This is a genomic window from Flavobacterium sp. IMCC34852 (assembly GCF_030643905.1).
Lineage (GTDB): Bacteria > Bacteroidota > Bacteroidia > Flavobacteriales > Flavobacteriaceae > Flavobacterium > Flavobacterium rivulicola.
Genome location: NZ_CP121446.1, coordinates 504,954 through 524,632, shown reverse-complemented (window position 1 = coordinate 524,632; position 19,679 = coordinate 504,954). Strand labels below are relative to the sequence as shown.

At 35.9% G+C, this 19,679-nt stretch carries 19 protein-coding genes; 8 read left to right on the top strand and 11 right to left on the bottom strand.

What is annotated here, in order from left to right:
• The first annotated feature begins 130 nt into the window (after window positions 1–130).
• On the top strand, window positions 131–706 hold the full coding sequence (locus P7V56_RS02315) for an OmpH/Skp family outer membrane protein (RefSeq protein ID WP_171221283.1): 576 nt from the start codon (window positions 131–133) through the stop codon (window positions 704–706).
• A gap of 68 nt (window positions 707–774) precedes the next feature.
• Here the strand turns inward: P7V56_RS02315 and P7V56_RS02310 are convergent, their stop codons facing one another.
• Window positions 775–1,158, bottom strand: coding sequence for a DoxX family protein (locus P7V56_RS02310; RefSeq protein ID WP_171221284.1), 384 nt, complete (start codon window positions 1,156–1,158; stop codon window positions 775–777).
• Between the two features lie 4 nt (window positions 1,159–1,162).
• The gene (locus tag P7V56_RS02305) at window positions 1,163–2,311 is read right to left on the bottom strand and encodes a DNA polymerase III subunit (RefSeq protein WP_171221285.1); all 1,149 of its coding nucleotides are present in this window, start codon (window positions 2,309–2,311) and stop codon (window positions 1,163–1,165) included.
• A gap of 233 nt (window positions 2,312–2,544) precedes the next feature.
• Between P7V56_RS02305 and P7V56_RS02300 the strand changes: the two genes are divergently transcribed.
• The 4 genes from P7V56_RS02300 (at window position 2,545) to P7V56_RS02285 (ending at window position 7,529) form a co-directional block, all read left to right on the top strand.
• On the top strand, window positions 2,545–3,732 hold the full coding sequence (locus P7V56_RS02300; RefSeq protein WP_171221286.1) for a phosphoglycerate kinase: 1,188 nt from the start codon (window positions 2,545–2,547) through the stop codon (window positions 3,730–3,732).
• Between the two features lie 85 nt (window positions 3,733–3,817).
• Window positions 3,818–6,067: a LysM peptidoglycan-binding domain-containing protein gene (locus P7V56_RS02295; RefSeq protein WP_171221287.1), complete on the top strand. Its 2,250-nt coding sequence runs from the start codon at window positions 3,818–3,820 to the stop codon at window positions 6,065–6,067.
• 38 nt (window positions 6,068–6,105) lie between these two features.
• Window positions 6,106–7,077, top strand: a complete 972-nt coding sequence (locus P7V56_RS02290) for a DUF4837 family protein (protein ID WP_171221288.1) — start codon at window positions 6,106–6,108, stop codon at window positions 7,075–7,077.
• Between the two features lie 5 nt (window positions 7,078–7,082).
• Window positions 7,083–7,529, top strand: coding sequence for a GNAT family N-acetyltransferase (locus tag P7V56_RS02285; protein ID WP_171221289.1), 447 nt, complete (start codon window positions 7,083–7,085; stop codon window positions 7,527–7,529).
• Here P7V56_RS02285 and P7V56_RS02280 read toward each other — a convergent pair whose 3' ends face one another.
• The 5 genes from P7V56_RS02280 to P7V56_RS02260 all read right to left on the bottom strand — a co-directional run bounded on the left by P7V56_RS02280 (window position 7,530) and on the right by P7V56_RS02260 (window position 11,732).
• Entirely contained in the window at window positions 7,530–8,342 is an 813-nt protein-coding gene (locus P7V56_RS02280) for an OmpA family protein (RefSeq protein ID WP_171221290.1), read from the bottom strand.
• A gap of 1 nt (window position 8,343) precedes the next feature.
• Window positions 8,344–9,981: a S41 family peptidase gene (locus P7V56_RS02275; RefSeq protein ID WP_171221291.1), complete on the bottom strand. Its 1,638-nt coding sequence runs from the start codon at window positions 9,979–9,981 to the stop codon at window positions 8,344–8,346.
• A gap of 1 nt (window position 9,982) precedes the next feature.
• Window positions 9,983–10,852 (bottom strand): DUF4349 domain-containing protein, encoded by an 870-nt coding sequence (locus P7V56_RS02270; protein ID WP_171221292.1) that lies wholly within the window; start codon window positions 10,850–10,852, stop codon window positions 9,983–9,985.
• Between the two features lie 69 nt (window positions 10,853–10,921).
• Window positions 10,922–11,302: a ribonuclease P protein component gene (gene rnpA, locus P7V56_RS02265; protein ID WP_171221293.1), complete on the bottom strand. Its 381-nt coding sequence runs from the start codon at window positions 11,300–11,302 to the stop codon at window positions 10,922–10,924.
• Between the two features lie 16 nt (window positions 11,303–11,318).
• The gene (locus P7V56_RS02260) at window positions 11,319–11,732 is read right to left on the bottom strand and encodes a hypothetical protein (RefSeq protein ID WP_171221294.1); all 414 of its coding nucleotides are present in this window, start codon (window positions 11,730–11,732) and stop codon (window positions 11,319–11,321) included.
• Between the two features lie 152 nt (window positions 11,733–11,884).
• Between P7V56_RS02260 and P7V56_RS02255 the strand changes: the two genes are divergently transcribed.
• Entirely contained in the window at window positions 11,885–12,475 is a 591-nt protein-coding gene (locus P7V56_RS02255) for a hypothetical protein (RefSeq protein ID WP_171221295.1), read from the top strand.
• 28 nt (window positions 12,476–12,503) lie between these two features.
• Here the strand turns inward: P7V56_RS02255 and P7V56_RS02250 are convergent, their stop codons facing one another.
• From P7V56_RS02250 to P7V56_RS02235, 4 genes are all read right to left on the bottom strand, one after another.
• Window positions 12,504–14,378, bottom strand: a complete 1,875-nt coding sequence (locus P7V56_RS02250; RefSeq protein WP_171221296.1) for a M1 family metallopeptidase — start codon at window positions 14,376–14,378, stop codon at window positions 12,504–12,506.
• Window positions 14,379–14,418: 40 nt separating this feature from the next.
• Complete coding sequence (locus tag P7V56_RS02245) at window positions 14,419–15,999, bottom strand: S8 family peptidase (protein WP_171221297.1); 1,581 nt, start codon at window positions 15,997–15,999, stop codon at window positions 14,419–14,421.
• Window positions 16,000–16,391: 392 nt separating this feature from the next.
• Window positions 16,392–16,823: a MarR family winged helix-turn-helix transcriptional regulator gene (locus P7V56_RS02240; RefSeq protein WP_171221298.1), complete on the bottom strand. Its 432-nt coding sequence runs from the start codon at window positions 16,821–16,823 to the stop codon at window positions 16,392–16,394.
• A gap of 16 nt (window positions 16,824–16,839) precedes the next feature.
• Window positions 16,840–17,697, bottom strand: coding sequence for an MBL fold metallo-hydrolase (locus P7V56_RS02235; RefSeq protein ID WP_171221299.1), 858 nt, complete (start codon window positions 17,695–17,697; stop codon window positions 16,840–16,842).
• Between the two features lie 181 nt (window positions 17,698–17,878).
• On the opposite strand from P7V56_RS02235, the gene P7V56_RS02230 reads away from it, so the two are divergent.
• Both P7V56_RS02230 and sufB read left to right on the top strand, forming a co-directional pair.
• Complete coding sequence (locus P7V56_RS02230; RefSeq protein ID WP_171221300.1) at window positions 17,879–18,208, top strand: HesB/IscA family protein; 330 nt, start codon at window positions 17,879–17,881, stop codon at window positions 18,206–18,208.
• A gap of 15 nt (window positions 18,209–18,223) precedes the next feature.
• Window positions 18,224–19,672 (top strand): Fe-S cluster assembly protein SufB, encoded by a 1,449-nt coding sequence (gene sufB / locus P7V56_RS02225; RefSeq protein ID WP_171221301.1) that lies wholly within the window; start codon window positions 18,224–18,226, stop codon window positions 19,670–19,672.
• Window positions 19,673–19,679: the final 7 nt, after the last annotated feature.

The window sequence follows — 19,679 nt, the reverse complement described above, 5'->3', positions numbered from 1 at the left end:
TTTGTTTTAATCATAACTAAATTCTATAACAATAAAATTGTTCTACAAGGTCATTTTTTACCGTTAGATTATTGCCTTTTATTTTTATACTTTTGAAACCGAAAATAAATTTATCAAATCACAATAAATAATGAAGAAAACAGTTCTACTTTTTGCATTAGCAATTTCAATTATTTCATGCAATAAAACAACAGAAGCAAAAGAATTTAAAACCGCTTATATTGATACCTCAAAATTAATGGACGAATCTATAGAAGCTAAAGATATTGGAGCAAAATACAAAGACCAATCTAAAGTGATGGAAAGCCAATTAGAAGTTGAATACAATAGTTTGAAATCAGAAGCTGCTAATTTTCAAAAAAATGCTCAAGCTAATGGACAGGTTTGGGCACAACAGAAAGGTGCTGAATTACAAAGACGAGAGCAAGAATTAAGTTATGCGCAACAAGGAATGTTTCAGAAATTGCAACAAGAAAGTGGTGTTGAAATGGATTCGTTGGTTAGCAAATACAGAAAGGTAATTAAAGAATTCGGCAAGGAAAAAGGATATGACTATATTTATGGTACTGGAGATGTTGCCTCAGTTTTGTATGCTAAAGACAGTTATGATATCACCAAAGAAATAATCAAATTGGTAAACGATAATTACAAATCTTCAGATAAGAAAGAAGAAAAAACGGAAACTAAAAAAGAAGAGAAGAAATAAGTTTTTAATTGTAAAAAAAAGCCTGAATCAATTTTGATTCAGGCTTTTTTTGTTTTTTATCAATCGCCTTAACTCAACCACCAAACGGCCAAAACAGAAGGAACAAAGTAGATTGCAATAGTTCTGGCGCCATCGTAATCTTTGGCTAATCTTTGTCCTAACAACAACAATATCAGTGTTATAGAAGAAAAAATTGCCGCATATTTGCCATATGTTTTTCCGCCGTTAACCATTAATTCTACACAACCTACAAGGCTAAAAACACCAGTGATTAGTTCTAATATTAATATTATAAAAAGCGCCATCGGTACATAATTTTTTAGAATGGTTTGGGCAAAATGACCTTTAAGCCATTCTACATTGCCTTTCCATTCAAAGACTTTATCATAGGCGGATTGTATAAAAGTAACCGCTAAAAAAAGCAAAACTAAGATTGAAGCTGTATTGTTCATAGGTTTATTTATTATGGATTAATCGTGTTAATTTTATAGATAAATCAGTCAATATTATTTTGGCATTGCCATTTCGTTCAATGTGGTAAGAAGCGTCTGATAGTTCCTTGAAAATTTCATTGATGTTGTTTCCGGTTACAAAAGGAGCAAATTTTTCTAATTTAAAGCCATCAACCTCTGGATCTAAATATACTAGTTTTTCAGCCTGGTAGTTTAATAAAAGTGCCTGACGGAACATATCAATACAGTAAGCCAAAAACTGTTTCTGTCCTTCTCTGCCAATGCTGGCCACTTCTTCACTCCAAGAAATCAAGTCGTGAATGGCCGCAGCATTTCCTTTGGCTCTGAAGGCCGCTCTGACCCAACCCACAAACCATTCTTCAAAAGGGAAATCTTTGTTATCATTGTTTAAAATATGAATCGCTTTGTTGTAATTTCCTTGTGACAAATGCGCCACTTTTAAAGCAGAAGATTCATCTAAAAAATACCGCTCTCTCATCGCTTTGACTATTACCGTTTCAGGCAATGCGCCAAAATGTAAAGCTTGACAGCGAGAACGAATAGTTTGAATAATATCTTCTTCATTCTCGGCAATTAGTATAAAAAGGGTTTTCTCCGGAGGTTCTTCTAAAAGTTTTAAAAGCTTATTGGATGCTTCAAGATTCATCTTTTCCACCATCCAAACGATCATCACTTTATAACCGCCTTCATAAGATTTTAAAGCTAATGATTTCAGGATATCTTGCGCATCTTCTACACGTATCATGCCTTGCTTTTTTTCAACGCCTAAATGTTTGTACCAATCAAACAAACTCCCGTAAGGGTTTTTTAAGACAAACTCGCGCCAATCACTGATAAAATCTGCGCTTTTAGGCTTTGATTTTACCTCTTCGTTGGCCACATTAGGGTAAATAAAATGCAAATCAGGGTGAGAAAGGGTTTGAAACTTCAAATTACAGCTTTCATTTCCGCCGTTATTTTCAGTGCCGATATTATTACATAAAACAAATTGGGCATAAGCAATCGCCATGGCCAAAGTACCGCTGCCTTCCGGACCAACAAATAACTGCGCATGCGGAATTCTTCCCGACAAAGCGCTCGTTACAAGATGTTTCTTTAGGTAGTCCTGACCCAATATTTCTGAAAACTGCATAGAGCAAATATAGCGCAAATATTTGGCTAAAAGAAAAGCAATCAATAAGGAACCAGTTGAAATTTTAAACGATTGCCATTAGATAAAATTGGAGACAATCATTCACTATTCATTTGAAAACAAATAAATTACACCTTAATTTTTTCTTAAAAATCATCGATAAAAACACAAAATTTACCGATGAAATTAAATTTTATTATATTTGCAAGGAATCATAATCCCTTAAATTTTAGATGAAAACACTTCATGATTTTAATTTCCAAGCCAAAAAAGCGATAATCAGAGTTGATTTTAATGTGCCGTTAGACGAGAATTTTAAGGTTACCGATGCTAACCGAATTGAAGCCGCTAAGCCAACTATAGATAAGATTTTAGCCGATGGAGGAAGTGTAATTTTGATGTCACACTTGGGAAGACCCAAAGGAAAACAAGACCAATATTCATTAAGACATATTGTAGCAAAAACATCAGAAGTTTTAGGCGTTAAGGTTCTTTTTGCGGAAGATTGCAGAGGTGAAATGGCTCAAAATGCAGCGAAAAATTTAAAAACGGGTGAAGTTTTACTGTTAGAAAACCTTCGTTTTTATGCTGAAGAAGAAGCCGGAGATGAAAATTTCGCCAAAGAATTAGCTTCGTTAGGTGATATTTATGTGAATGACGCTTTCGGAACAGCACACAGAGCACACGCTTCAACAACGATAATAGCACAATTTTTTCCAACGCAAAAATGTTTCGGCATGCTTTTGGCCAAAGAAATTGACAGTTTAAATCGCGTGTTGAATAATTCAGTAAAACCGGTAACCGCAGTACTTGGAGGTTCGAAAGTGTCTTCAAAAATTACGGTGATTGAAAATATTTTAGACAAAGTAGACCATATGATAATCGGCGGAGGAATGACGTTTACTTTCGTAAAAGCCTTGGGCGGAAAAATCGGAGATTCGATTTGTGAAGACGATAAACAAGATTTGGCTCTAGAAATTTTGCGTTTGGCCAAAGAAAAAAATGTTCAGATACATATTCCGGTTGATGTAATTGCAGCCGATGCTTTTTCAAATGACGCCAATACTCAAGTAGTTGACGTTCGTGAAATTCCTGACGGATGGCAAGGTTTAGACGCCGGACCAAAATCGTTAGAAAATTTCAAACAAGTAATCATGGAATCAAAAACGATACTTTGGAACGGACCATTAGGCGTTTTTGAAATGGAAAATTTTGCCAAAGGAACCATTACATTAGGAAATTATATTGCTGAGTCAACAGCAAACGGTGCTTTTTCACTCGTTGGTGGTGGAGATTCAGTAGCGGCCGTAAAACAATTCGGCTTAGAAGAAAAAATGAGTTATGTTTCTACCGGCGGAGGTGCGATGTTAGAAATGTTAGAAGGGAGAGTTTTACCCGGAATTGCGGCAATTTTAAATTAACATTTGCAACACAATAAAAGACAATTAATTACGTTGTTAACTTGTTAACAACGCTGAAATAAAATACCACTTATAATATTACAGTATGAATATTAGAAAAATAACAACATTGGCACTCGTCCTGGCATCTTCGGCAATTTTTGCCCAAGATACCATCAAATCATTGCCGACTCAAATTAAGCTACCCAAGAAAGAACTAACCAAAAGAGAAGTCCTTGATTCTATCAAAGCAACTTTTGTACATGATAATATGGCCAAATGTATCGATAGTATGTGGATGAAAGAATTGGCCAGTTTGGATTTGTACAACGAGTTGACATTCGACATTAAAAATATTGATGTTGATCAAAAAGTAGATTACGAATTGCCAACAGCGCTTTTGAAAGAAAGACTAAAAGCTCTAGACGAGAAATCCCCTTTTAACATTGAATACAATCAAGGATTAGAGAATGTAATCAAATCATTTTTAAAGAATAGAAAACGTTCTTTTGAGAGATTGATAGGTATTTCTCAATATTACTTCCCAATGTTTGAAGAGTCTTTGGCGGCGCAAAATATTCCTCTAGAAATTAAGTATTTGTCCGTAGTTGAATCGGCTTTGAACCCAAGAGCGGTTTCCAGAGTTGGTGCCACAGGTTTATGGCAGTTTATGTACCAAACCGGAAAACAATACGGCTTAAAAGTTGATACTTATGTAGACGAAAGAAGTGATCCTTTGAAAGCCAGTAATGCGGCAACACAATACATGAAAAATATGTATGCCATTTTTGGGGATTGGGACTTAGTTTTAGCGTCTTATAATACCGGTCCGGGAAATGTGGCTAAAGCGATTCGTCGTTCAGGCGGAAAACAAAACTATTGGAACATCAGACCTTATTTGCACAAAGAAACGCAAGGTTATGTGCCGGCATTTTTGGCCACCATGTATATTTTTGAATACCATAAAGAACACGGCATTAAACCGGATAGAGCAATTGCCAACCATTTTGCCACCGATACGGTTATGGTAAAAAGAGCATTAACATTCAAACAAATAGCCGATTTATTAGATGTTTCTGTAGCCGAATTGCAATTTTTAAATCCGTCATACAAAAGAGAAGAAGTACCATATATCTCCGGACAAAGTCACTTTTTGAGATTGCCGGTTGACAAAATTGCTGTTTTCACTTCCAACGAAGATAAGATTTACGCTTATGCGGATTACGAATTCAGTAAAAGAGAAAAACCTTTTGAAAGGACTGCTGTAGCCTCAACAGATTACGGAAACGTAAAGTATCATAAAGTAAGAAAAGGCGAAAGCTTGAGTAAAATTTCAGACCGATACGGTGTTACGGTTTCGGAGTTGAAAAAATGGAATCGCTTGAGAAGCAGCAAAGCACCATTGGGCAGAAACCTAAAAATTTACGTAGCCGAAGATAACAATACCGCTATCGCTTCCAACGAAAGCAAACCAACAAAGTCAGCCGATACTACCGTTGTAGCTTCAAACACTAACAAAATTTTTAAAGAAGAAAAAGTGGTTACCTATAAAGACGTTGTGAAATACCACAAAGTTAGAAAAGGTGATAATCTGGGAGAGATTTCAGGAAAATATGGTGTTTCGGTTGCTGAAGTAAAAAAATGGAACAAACTGAAAAGCAATAATATTGCTTTGGGCGCCAATTTAAAAATCATCAAAAACGAAAGAGTAGTTACCACAGTTAGAAAAGAAGTTAAAGCTATCGTTGAAAATAAAGCAGAAACTGCAGTAGCTTCTAATGATAACAATGTTGACACAAACGAAAATTCCAGCGATTATTATGAAGTACAAAGAGGCGATAACTTATTCAGCATTGCCAAAAAATTCAATGTTAGCTTAGAAGATTTAAAAAAGTGGAACAATTTGGATGATTTAAATGTTCAATCGGGTTCTAAATTAGCCTTGGTTAACAAAGATGAAAATGCAGTAACAGAAGAACCAAAAACCGAAACAAAAATTGTAGAGCACAAAGTTAAAAAAGGGGAATATTTGGGTTCAATTGCCAAAAAATACAATGTTACTTTAGCCGAAATCAAAGAATGGAACGGTTTGGAAAGCAACAATGTGAAATTGGGCGAAACTCTAATAGTTTCCAAAAAAGAGGTGGCGGTTAACGAAGCGAAATCTTCTAAAAAAGAGAACATCGCGGCCAATGACAGAAACGAAGTAAAAACATACTACGTGAAAAAAGGGGATTCTTTATTTAGCATCGCTAAAAAATATCCGGGAGTAACCATTTCAGATATCAAAAAATGGAACGGCATTAAAAACGAAAGTTTAAAACCGGGTATGAAGTTAAAAATTAACAACGGTTAATCCGAAAATCTTCTATAAATTTGGGTTTTATTTCAGTTATGAATAAAACCCTTTTTTTATGGCTTTTTGTCGCGTGTATTGCGAGTTCTTGTTCGTTTAAAAAGGACAAGTTTCCCGATGCTTCTTCGGCTGCGATAAATACTATAGCCGTAATTATTGACGACCAACTTTGGAACGGAGAAGTTGGTGACAGTATCAGAAACAAATTTGCTTCACCGGTTTTGGGTTTGCCGCAAGAAGAACCTTTGTTTAACATCAACCAATATCCTGTAAAGCTTTTTGAAGGCTTTTCAACCGATGCCAGAAACATTATCATCGTCAAAAAGGACAATGAAAATAAATTTGAAATCAAGGAAAATGAATTTGCATCGCCACAAAATGCCGTGCACATTTCCGGCAGAAGCACAGCAGAAATATTGGAAATCCTGGAAGAGAATGCTCCGGAGATTATCCAAAAAATGCGCGCGATTGAAATAACACAAAGCCAAAAGATTTTCAAAGATTCATTGTTGGACACCAAAAAAATTCAAAAAAAATTCAATATCGATTTGCTCATACCTTCCAAGTATGAATATGTGATGCGAAGAAAGAATTTTATTTGGCTCAAAAGTGAAATCACCAGCGGCAACACCAGCGTAATTATTTACCAAATTCCCTGGAGCGGTATTCGACCTAACAACGCAGTTAATAATATCGTAAAAATTAGAGATTCAATTGGGCGAAAATATATTCATGGATCAGCCTACAATACTCGAATGGTAACCGAAGAAGCTTATTCGCCTTATTTTTCCAAAACCACTTTGGCCGGTAGAAAAACTTATGAAACCAAAGGCACTTGGCAAATGAAAAACGACTTCATGTCGGGACCATTCATCAACTACGCCATATTTGATAAAGAACACAAAAGAATATTGGTGCTTGAGGGATTTTGTTACGCACCATCTAAAGAAAAACGCGATTTGATGTTTGAATTGGAATCCATCATCAAATCCATACAAATCAAAAAATAAAACGCATGAACTTAGAATGGAAAATAAAGCGATTTGAGGCGCTTTCTACCAAAGAGCTTTATGATTTACTGCAATTGCGCGCGGAGGTCTTTATTGTGGAGCAAAATTGCGTTTATCAGGATATTGACGGAAAAGATGAGAAGGCATTACACTTGATAGGAGAAGACAATGGTGAAATAGTGGCTTACGCCCGATTATTTAAACCACACGATTATTTTGAGCAAGCCTCTATTGGTCGGGTTGTCGTTAAAGAGCATTCGCGTTCCAAAAAATTGGGACACATTTTAATGCGAGAAGCGATTCAGGTAATCAAATCGCATTTCGACCAAAGAAAAATTACGATTTCGGCCCAATTGTATTTGAAGAAATTCTACGAAAGCCACGGTTTTATTCAAACCAGTGAGATGTATTTAGAAGATGACATTCCACACATTGAAATGCGCAAAGAATAATTATACTTTAGAAATCACCAATTCAACCCTGCGATCATATTCGGTACCTTTTCCCAAAGGCACTGTGTTGCCGTAACCTTTGAAAGTCATTCTTTCTTTCGGGATTTTTTTCCAAATTAAATACTTGTAAACCGTTTGAGCTCTGTTGGTAGATAATTGCCGTTTTTTAGTGTCTTTGTCAATCGCTTCTTTTTGATAGGGCGGTGTACAACAAACATGGCCTTGAATTTCAAATTGCAGGTTTTTGTATTTCAATAAGAGTTTGGCAATTTTGTCCAATTCGGTTTTCGATTTGAAAGTCAATTTACTGCTGCCTCTTTCAAACAACACATCGTTGAGGTAAATGTGATCACCAATGATGTGTTTTTTTTGAATCGAATTGTAGTAGCCGGGAATTTCAATTTTAGGTAGTGGTTTTAAATTGAGCACCACATCTACGCGTCTGTTTTTGGAGCGTTTTTCCGGTAGGTTTTCTACAATATCATCATCAATTAGGATTCTTCCCTTTCCCTCTATGGTTACGATGATTTTACTTTTGATCCCGTTTTCAATAAATTTATTCTGAATTTCGTTAGCCCGTTTGGTAGAAAGCTTGAAGTTATAAGCTTCTTTTCCAATGTCGTCGGTATAACCAAAAATCTGAATGGATTCAATTCGGGTGGAATCTGTTTTTTTGATAAAATCTACAACATCTTTGACCTGAACTTCATTCAAAACAAATTTGTCAAAATCAAAATAAACCGAATGAACTACTTCTTCTTGTGCGTGTAAAAACCCAAAGAAAAGTAAGGGCAAATATTTGAGTAGTTTCATGTTAAATTTTTAAAATCTTGTTATATTCAGCCGTATTGTTTAGAATACCGACGGCTTTTTTGATTTCTAAGTTGCTTTTGGCGTAATATTGATATAATCCTTCTTTGTATTGGTAGCGTTTGATGATTTCATCCAAGATTAAATTTTTGATTTCTTTTTGGTTTTTGTCTATCATGGTTTCTTCACTTTTTTGTAAAGCAGTCAATAATTGTTGGTATTCAGCATTAATGGCAGAGTCAACATTTTCTTTTTTGGCTTTTTCCAAAGTGTTTTTCAATGCTACTTCCGTTTCAGTATTGAATTCTATTTTTTCTCTTTTCAAAAAAGCTTTAAAATCCGCAAAATCTGCATCGGTGATGGTTGGAATTTTATCACCAAGATTTGGATTTTTGTAGTAATAGGAAGTTACATAATTGAAAATCCCATCGTTTTTTTGTAAAGCTTCCGCGATGGTACTAGTTTTGGTTTCTTCAATTTCCACATCCGGTAAGACGCCGCCGCCATCATACACGGGTCTGCCTTTTTTGGTTTTGAAAGCATTGTAATTTTTTTCATCCGTACGAGTGGCTTTGCCGCTTTTGTCTTTTTTGTTGTAATTCAATGCTTGAATACATCTGCCGGAAGGCGTGTAATATCTTGAAATGGTTACTTTTACTTGTGTACCGTAAGTCATATCAATCGGACGTTGCACCAATCCTTTTCCGAAACTTCTGCTACCTACAATCACAGCGCGGTCTAAATCTTGTAAAGCACCCGAAACAATTTCCGAAGCCGAAGCACTTTTCCCGTCAACAATTACAACCAACGGAATTTCAGTATCAATAGGTTCGCGAGTGGTTTTATAAGTGTTGTTGTATTTTTCGTTTTTGGATTTAGTGGTTACTATGATTTCTCCTTTGGGCACAAATAAATTGCAAATATTTACTGCTTCGTTGAGTAAGCCGCCCGGATTGCCGCGCAAGTCTAAAATAATTTGGGTTGCGCCGTCATTTTTTAATTTCTCTAAAGCTTCTTTGGTTTCTGAAGACGCTTTTTTGTTGAATTGTGATAAAACAATATAACCGGTTTTATCATCTATTTTACCATAAAAAGGAACTGCTTTGACTTCTACTTCATCCAAAATCAATTGCGCTGTTAAAGGTTTGCCTTGGCGTAAATATTTGATATCGATTTTAGTGTTTTTGGCACCTTTCAACAACTGTGAAGCATCGTCTTTAAAATCAGCCAGCAAGACATCGCCAATTTGAATGATTTCATCTCCGGCTTTCAATCCGGCTTTGTCTGCCGGAAATCCTTTATATGGTTCTTTGATAATTAATTTGTCTTCTTTTCGGGTAATCATCGCGCCAATTCCGGTGTATTCTCCGGTATTGTTGATTTTGAATTTAATCACATCGGCTTCGTTGAAATAATTCGTGTACGGATCCAAATCGGCCAACATGCTTTTAATGGCTTTGTCCATCAATTCGGCCGGATTGGTTTCATCAACATAGTTTTGATTGATGGTTTTAAACAGCGTGGTGAAGATTTCTATTTGCTTAGAAATTTCGAAAAAATCATCTTTGAAACTTACGCCTACAAAAAGGAATCCGCTCAATACCAGCGGCAAAATATATCGTTTTTTGAATTTTGAAAACATGTTATTGGTTTTTTCTTTTAAATCGTTTTCTGATCAGTAAAATCAAGACAACTAAAGTAATAATAATGGGCCAATTTTCGATTATACCGATAAAGAAATTTGAAATTCCGTTAAAGCCCGATGCTATGGCATTCCAGATTCTGCCGCCGTAGGAAACCGTGGCTTTGCTTCCGGCAGCGACCGGTTTGTAAAACTCGATATCCAAAGTACTCATGGATACTTTATTTTGAAGGTAACGCAAACGGCCTTCTTTGGCTTCAATTTCTTCACGTATGTCAGATAGTTGGCTTTCAATTTCGAGCATTTCAGACACTTTATTAGCCTTTTTCAACAGTTCCAAATAGCGTGCCTCTAAGACCTTTTTTGTTTTAATTCGAGAAGCCACATCAATATACTCCTCGGTTACATCTTGAGAGGAGATTTCTTTTTGGTCAAAATATTTTACGCCCTTAGAAATATCGGCTATAAAAGCATCAAAATGCTGGTTTGGGATTCTGATATTGACTGTTCTTGAGAGTGCATAATCATTATTAGTTTGCGAATCATTTTTAATTAAGGCGTTGTATTTTTTTACAGTGCTTTGAATTTGATTGTAAGTAACTTCTAAATCGTCAGATTGAAAGCGAAGATTTCCCGATTTGATGATCTTGGCTTCCAACTCATCAATTCTTGGAGACGGTGATGCCATGTCTTTGGCTTTAGAATCATAATTAGATTCAGAGGCGTAGGCATCATAATCTTCAGCAGCAACAGCAGTAGAGTCAACGGCAACATCGGCCATATCTACCGATGCGATATCGTCGGTTTCGGCCTGTTTGCAAGACGCAAACAACAAGATAAACACAGCACAAATCAGAAGTTTGGTTTTCATAATAAAGAGAGTTAGACTACTAAAACGCAAATAGTGTCTAATTTATTGTGTGTCTTGCAGATAAGTTGTTTATTTCTCTTCGGAAATTGTTTTCGAAAACTTTTCAAAAAGCTGTTTGGTCTTTTGTTCTATTTCTTGGTAGGATAGTTTATCACTGGTTTGATAGAAGAACATAAAGCAGTATTTTTTGTCCAAAGCATCAATTAACTGCGATTTATTAAGGCGATAACACTCGCGCAAAACTCGTTTAAAGTAATTGCGGTCGACCGCCTTTTTAAAATATTTTTTAGAAACAGAAACACCCATTTTCAAAGGAACATCTTCTTCAAAATCACAAGCGACATAAACCAAACGCAACGGATATTTACTCACCGATTTGCCTTCGGAGAATAACAAATCGATAAGGCTTTTGCTTTTGAGTTTTTCAGCCTTCGGATAGGAGAAATCCATTTGGTTTGAGGGTAAATTAATTGGAATTGTATACGTTGTAAACAAATTTTACTTCATTGTAATTGATATAAATTTGCATTCGATTGTTTTCTTTTTTCTTGGTGATGATGAATATATTACAATTGGAATATCGATTGTCAACACACTCAAAAGGCACGATGTTTACCTCTTCATTATCTTCAATTTCGCCGTAAGCTTTGATTTTAAAAGATTGTACTTCGGCTGAATTAATCAAAATTAAATCTTTTTTTGGGTCCAAAGTGATTAAGACATTGGCATCGACAAAATCTGACCATTCATTCCAAGTACCGTCATTTTTTTTTTCAGTAAAACTGACGCTGCTGGATTTGAATCGAATGGGTTGGGCATGACTTTTTTGAAATCCGAACCCAAAAGCCAGGAACAACAATAAAAAGTTTAGGTTTTTCATAGGAAAAAAATTTGGGGTAAATCTACAAATTCTATTCCACAAAAATCAAATTCCAAAACGGAACTCCTTTTGCTTTCTGATAATAAAATGAAAATGTTTTTTTTATAGGTTGGTTTATTTTACTTTCGTGTTCTATTCAAAAAGTATCCGACATGAAGTTAAAACTGTTATTGCTCTTAATGCCTTTCGCGCTTGTGGCTCAAAAAAAAGAAATAGTTTATAAAAAATTAGCCAATTCCACGTGTGAATGCATAAAAACCAAAGAAGTAACCGATATTAATTTAGGGATTTGCATTTTTGACGCTATAAACAAACTGACCGAAAAAGAGCGAAAAACGGTTAATGTTGATATTGATGATAAGATGGCTTCAATTGAAAAAATTGCAGAAAGTGTCGGATTAGAAATGGCAACCATTTGCCCGGATGTTTTTCTTAAAATAGCCAAAGAAAGTGACACGGAAGAAACCTATGTAGCACAGGAAGATGAATTAGATTTGTTTTATACCGGTACTTTTGAGAGCATAGCCGCAGTTGAATTCAATACTATTTACCTGTTAGACGATAAGAATGTTAAGCAAGAGTTTATTTGGTTATTTTCTTTTGATGGGGATAATTTGTTTATAAAAAACAAAATAGTAAAAGGTGATAAATTAGAGATTCACTATCGCCAACAGGAGTTTTTTGATCCTAAGCAAAATAAATACCGAATTTACAACGAGATAACGAGTATTAAATTACTATAAAAAAGGCAACCAATTTGGTTGCCTTTTTTTATTTCACTTCATAAATATTATTTGCTCTATTAACGTCGGCCATTAAACCGCTTGGGTCGAGCATCACTTTTTTGATGGTTTTTGTTGTAGGTAATGAATAGCTGTAGGTTGGAAAAGCCCAAGCCCAATCGGCAATAACAGTTCTTTTGAGATTGGAATAAGGATTCTCTTTTTCAAAACTCATCATGCGCAACGGGATGTAAAAACTCTCACGAGAACCATCGGTATATTCCACTATCATATCAATTGGCATGGGCATTCTGCCGATTCTCTCTAAGGTAATGGTGGTTGAATTTTCTTTCGCACTAACCTCTTTAATTGCATAATCAATCGTGTTAGTAGTTTGTGTCCAATCGTTTAAATACCAATCCAAATTGGCTCCGGAAACTCTTTCCGCTGTTCTTTTGATGTCGTTTGGCGTTGGGTGTTTGAATTTAAAATCGGTATAATAGCGCTTCAAGGTTTTTGATAGATTTTCTCTGCCTAATAAATATATTAATTGGGCCAAAAACACTTCACCTTTGCTATAGGAAGAAGTGCTGTAACATTTGTTGAAATCAAAACGATCTGCATGAGTAGATAAGGGTTGTTCTTTTCCGGAGTTGGCTAAATCAACATAACTTTTATAAGCACCTGAATAAGGATTGGATGATTTTTTAGCGGCCAATTCATTCATCACCGAATCTTCAATAAAAGAAGTAAAACCTTCGTCCATCCAACTGTGTTTGCTTTCATTGTTGGCCAAAACATGTTGGAACCAAGAATGACCAAATTCGTGGGCAATCAAACCTACAAAGCCGTTTAATTCGCCTTCGCCCAAAACTAAAGTACACATGGCATACTCCATTCCCCCGTCGCCACCTTGAATAACAGAATATTGTTGGTACGGATATTTTCCAACCAAGTTATTGTAATACGTTAAGATTTTGGCGGTGAAAGGCTGGGCTTTTTTCCAGGTGTCGATGATTTTCGGATTGTTTTTATAAAGAAAATGTAACAGTACACCTTCGTCTGTCATCAATTTATCATGGATGTATTCTTTATCAGCTGCCCAAGTAAAATCATGTACATTAGGAGCTAAAAAATGCCATGTAAGTGTTTTTTGCTTCTTTGGAACAGAGACTGTAATTCCGTCATCTTGATAACCGTGACCAATTTCATTGGCGTTTTGTAAATAACCTGTTCCGCCCAAAACATAATTTTTATCGATGGTGATTTTGACATCAAAATTACCCCAAACACCGTGAAACTCTCTGCTAATGTATGGATCGGCATGCCAACCTTCAAAATCAAATTCAGCCATTTTAGGATACCATTGCGCCATAGAAAGTTCAACACCTTCTTTATTATTTCTTCCTGAGCGTCTAATTTGCGTAGGAACTTGCCCATTGAAATCTAAGGAGAGTAAAGTAGATTTTCCGGGGAAAAGCGGTTGGATTAAATCGACTTCTAAAATAGTCCCGACTTCCTTTGTTTTAGCCGAAAGACCATCTTGTTTAAAATTTGAAATTCTCAGAAAACCAATTTCATTCGGTTTTAATTTGGCCACTCTGCTTTCATTAATCTCGGTATCATCGCCTGTTTTGATTTTGTCAACCATTCTGGCATCAGGATCCGCAATAGACTGGATTCTGGCATCCATTTCGCTTCCCGGTTGGAACGCATTATTGTACAGATGGTAATAAACGCGTCTTAAAGTATCTTGGGAATTATTAGTGTACAGTAATTCTTGTTTGCCGTTGTATTGATAGGTTTTGACATCCATCGATATTTCCATTTTATAGTCGACTTTTTGTTGCCAATATCCTTCAGATTGAGCGGTGGCTATTGTGGCAAACAATAAAACAGAAATAGAAAAAAGTTTTTTAATCATGTTTTCTAAGAAAAGGGAAGTTTCTATCTTCCCTGTAAAATTATAGTTTTGGTTCTTTTGGTGTTTCCTTTGATAATTCTTCAGCCATTTTTAGAGCGTTGTAAGCATTTACAATTTTACCCGAAACACTCGCTTTTGAGAATGCTCTTTTTTCTTTGTTTTCTCCAACATTCACTTCAAAATCTAAAGGCATTCCCGATTGCATTATAATTTGTTTGACTTGATTGGCTTTTAAATTCGGATAATAAGAACGAATCAAAGCTGCTACTCCCGCAACATTTGGAGACGCCATTGAAGTGCCTTGTTGGTACTTAAAACTATTTCCCGGAACAGTGGCATACACTTTTACGCCCGGGGCAAATACATCTACATTATCGCTTCCAAAGTTAGAGAAGTCAGCCACAATATTTTCACCATAATTGTAATTGATTGCACCTACTTTTATCACATTACTTACCAATTCATTTTTTTTGTCGGCGGTATCTTCCGGATAATTGGGTTCGAAATCAACATCTTTACCATCATTCCCTGCGGCTAAGACAATTAAAACATCTTTGCTTTCGGCATATTTCATGGCATCCCAAACCCATTCTTTGTGAGGAGAATAATCTTTGCCAAAACTTCCGTTGATTACTTTGGCACCATTGTCAACCGCATAGCGAATGGCTAATGCGATATCTTTGTCATATTCATCACCGTTGGGCACAGCTCTAATCGGCATTATCTCTACATTTTCAGCAACACCGTCTCCGCCAATTCCGTTGTTTCTTTTTTGAGCAATTATTCCGGCGACATGGGTTCCGTGTGAAGAGTCTTTTCTTTCTTTAGAATAAACAATATTGTTTCCGTATTTTTTATCCTTAAGGTCTTCAGGATTGTCTCCTACTTGTTTTCTTCCGTCAAATTCTTTATTCAAATTATAGCTTAGCTTGTCGTAAACGTAGTCTTTGAATTCTTCTAGTTCTTCTCTGAAATTAGCACCGGTATCTTCGGCGTAAGCCAACATTATTTTTTTACTTTTATACAAATCATACTTTACAGAAGCTACATTTTTAAGCTCTTCAAGCGTGTAATTTTCTTTTTTTAAATATTCGCGAATAGTTTTATCAGCTTCAACTAACAAATCAACTGTTTCTTTGTAAGGAAAAACTTTTTGGTATTCAGCTTCGTATTCTTTTTGGGCTTTTTTATACATTTCTGAACCATCATCGCCTTTTCTTAAATAGCGAACTAATTCCAGGGTTTCATTATTAGAATTGCCCAAGAAATTCCAACCATGTACATCATCGGTATATCCGTTTTTATCATCGTCTTTGCCGTTGTTGGCAATTTCTTTTTTATTGGTCCAAATTACAGCTTTCAAATCGGGATGATTGATATCAACACCGGAGTCTATTACCCCGACTATAACTTTTTTACCTTTTTTCTTTTTTAAAAGCTCAGCATAGGCTTTGTCCACACTCATGCCCGGAATAGAATCTTTTTCAAGATCCAAATGGCTCCAACGTTGTTGTTGTTGTTCGGTTAAAGCGTTTTTTTTGTACGTTTTCGTTTGTGTTGCTTGTTGCGCTGTCATTGACAGGGTGGTCAATAACACAAACGAATAGGCTAAAACTCTCATTTTTAATTATTTAATATTTATACTGATGTAAAAATAATTTCTTTTACACCAAAAAATAAAGGCCTTAACAATAATTTAGTATCGATTAATGAATCAAATAAAGGGTTTTGGTGCGCCTGTATCTTATCAAAAATAATAAAAGTACTTTGACTAAATTAATTAACACTTTTGATTTTAGTGAATTTCTCAATAACTTCTACTATCATTTATCCTTTTGGATGCTGCTTTTAAAGGAATTAAAGTTGTTCTTTTTCGAATTATTCAATTCCATATTTAGAGTAAGAAATTAGGCCAAAGAAAACATGGTTTTTTCAAAATTAACAATAAGGAAAAATGCGGTCATTTTGAAATAACTTCTTTACATGTAACACTATACGTAAAGCTGGAAAGAATTATTTTTTACAATTGAAGCTGATTTTTTTCAAAACTGTACTGACCATTTCAATTTCTTGTGGCGTTATATTTTCTAAGGCTTTTGCTCTATTTTTCAACACAATTTTATAAACATCATCTAAAATTTTTTGTCCCGAAGTTGTAATTTTTAGGACTGTTTTCCTGCGGTCTTTGGGATTGATTTCCCGATGTAAAAAATCGGCTTTAACCAACAAATCTATAATTCTGGTGATGGAAGCATTGTCTTTGAATACCTTTTCCGCTAATTCAATTTGGGTTGATTTTGGATTTTCTTTCAAGCATTTTAAAACCAACCATTGGTCAATGGTAATCTTCAGTTGATTAATTTTCAGTTGGTTTTGAGCATACATTCTGTAGGTTTTGATGGCTTCCTCAATGTTATAAAATATTACCGAATTCAAATTTTCCATACAGATTCATTTTAAGTTAAACGATTTCTTCTACGCTAAAAACATTTTTCAAACGAATGCCTCTTTCAGTGTTTTCTACCGTGATGATTTGGTTATGCGCATCGTGTTCTAACCACAAATAGTAATTGTTTTCTACTGCGGCATGCAGAAATTTAGATTTTTCAGGCATGGTTAAAAGTGGTCGGGTGTCGTAACCCATTACATAAGGCAAAGGCAAATGTCCCGCTGTTGGAATCAAATCGGCACAGAAAACAATGGTCTTATCATTGTACTGGATATGCGGAATCATCATTTTTTCGGTGTGACCATCAACATAAAAAATCCCGAATCCCATTTCTTCTGAAACGCCAAAATCGCCTTCAGGTCTTTTGATAAAGTTTAATTGTCCGCTTTCCTGCATTGGCAAAATGTTTTCCGAAAGAAAAGAGGCTTTTTCCCTTGCGTTAGGTTTGGTTGCCCATTCCCAATGGTTGTCATTCGTCCAGAATTTCGCATTTTTGAAAGCGACTTCGTAACCGGTTTTGTCTTTGTTCCAATTCACACTGCCGCCACAATGGTCAAAGTGCAAATGCGTCATGAAAACATCGGTTACATCATCGCGATGAAAACCATATTTGGCCAAAGAACCATCCAATGAATGACTTCCCCAAAGCGAATAATATCCAAAAAACTTTTCCGATTGTTTATTGCCCATCCCGGTATCAATCAAAATCAGCCGATTTCCGTCTTCAATTAGCAGGCATCTCGCTGCAATGTCAATCAAATTGTTCTCGTCTGCGGGATTGGTTTTGTTCCAAATGGTTTTAGGAACTACGCCAAACATAGCACCGCCATCGAGTTTAAAATTTCCGGCTTCAATAGGATATAGCTTCATTTGTTGAATTTTCTTCGGTTAATCTTGTAAACGGTTTGCAAATTACTAAAAATCTGTCGCTTTTAATTCCCCAAAATCACTTTTTTCTATTCTTAAATTAGTTATAAAAATGCTTTGAAATGCCGTAAAAAAAGATATTTGTGTTAACTTTGCCCTTTATTTAGACAAAATCAAAATAAACATGATTAAAGTTTCTGATACAGCCAGCAAAAAAATCATCGATATGATGCAGGAAGACGGTTTTGACGCAACCAAAGATTACGTACGAGTAGGCGTAAAAAGTGGTGGTTGCTCGGGTTTGTCGTATGAATTGAAGTTCGATAAAGAACTGGGAGAAAACGACAAGGTTTTTGAAGACAACCATGTAAAAATTGCTGTAGAAAAAAAATCGTTTTTGTACTTGGCCGGAACCGTTTTAGAATTCTCCGGCGGATTGAACGGAAAAGGATTTGTATTCAATAATCCAAATGCATCCAGAACTTGTGGATGTGGCGAAAGTTTTTCGCTCTAAAAATTAACTAACAAAATGGCAAAATATACCGAAGACGATTTAAAAGTCGAACTCGAAAATAAAGAATACGAATACGGTTTCTATACTGATTTAGAATCGGAGACGTTTCCTATTGGGCTCAATGAAGATATCGTTCGCGCTATTTCTTTGAAAAAAGAAGAGCCGCAATGGATGACCGATTGGCGCATAGAAGCATTTCGCGCTTGGCAGGAAATGACCGAACCGGAATGGGCCAACGTACATTACGAAAAACCCGATTTTCAAGCGATTTCTTATTATTCGGCACCCAAAAAAGCTGACCCGAACAAAACCCTAGACGATATAGATCCCGAACTTTTGGCGATGTACAAAAAGTTGGGCATTTCCCTTGACGAACAGAAAAAAATGAACAATATCGCTATGGATATTGTAGTCGATTCGGTTTCTGTAGCAACCACTTTCAAAAAGACTTTAGCCGAAAAAGGCATTATTTTCATGAGTATTTCCGAAGCAATTCGCGAATATCCGGATTTAGTTCAAAAATATTTAGGAACGGTTGTGCCACAAAGAGATAATTTTTATGCTGCTTTAAATTCAGCGGTTTTCTCAGACGGAAGTTTCTGTTACATTCCAAAAGGCGTTCGTTGCCCAATGGAATTATCCACCTATTTCCGTATCAACCAAGCCGGAACCGGACAATTCGAAAGAACGCTGTTAATCGCCGATGAAGACAGTTATGTTTCCTATCTCGAAGGTTGTACTGCGCCAAGTCGGGACGAAAATCAATTGCACGCAGCGGTTGTTGAACTAATTGCTTTAGATGGAGCCGAAATCAAATATTCAACGGTTCAAAATTGGTATCCCGGCAACAAAGAAGGAAAAGGCGGTGTTTTCAACTTTGTAACCAAAAGAGGTTTGTGCGAGAAAAACGCTAAGATCTCTTGGACACAAGTAGAGACAGGTTCTGCCGTGACGTGGAAATATCCGTCATGCGTATTAAAAGGCGATAATTCTATTGGCGAATTTTACTCGATTGCCGTAACCAATAATTTCCAACAAGCCGATACCGGAACCAAGATGATTCATTTGGGTAAAAACACCAAATCGACTATCATTTCTAAAGGGATTTCCGCCGGAAAATCACAAAATAGTTATCGCGGTTTGGTGCAAATTGGTGCCAGAGCAGAAAACGCCCGCAACTTCTCTCAATGTGACTCGCTGTTAATGGGTAACAATTGCGGCGCGCATACTTTTCCGTATATCGAAAGTAAAAATGCTTCGGCTAAAATCGAGCACGAAGCCACCACTTCCAAAATCGGAGAAGATCAAGTATTCTATTGCAACCAACGCGGAATCCCAACCGAAAAAGCCATTGCGTTAATCGTAAACGGTTTCAGTAAAGATGTATTGAACAAGTTGCCGATGGAATTTGCCGTAGAAGCTCAAAAATTACTCGAAATTTCGTTAGAAGGTTCAGTAGGATAATCATAAA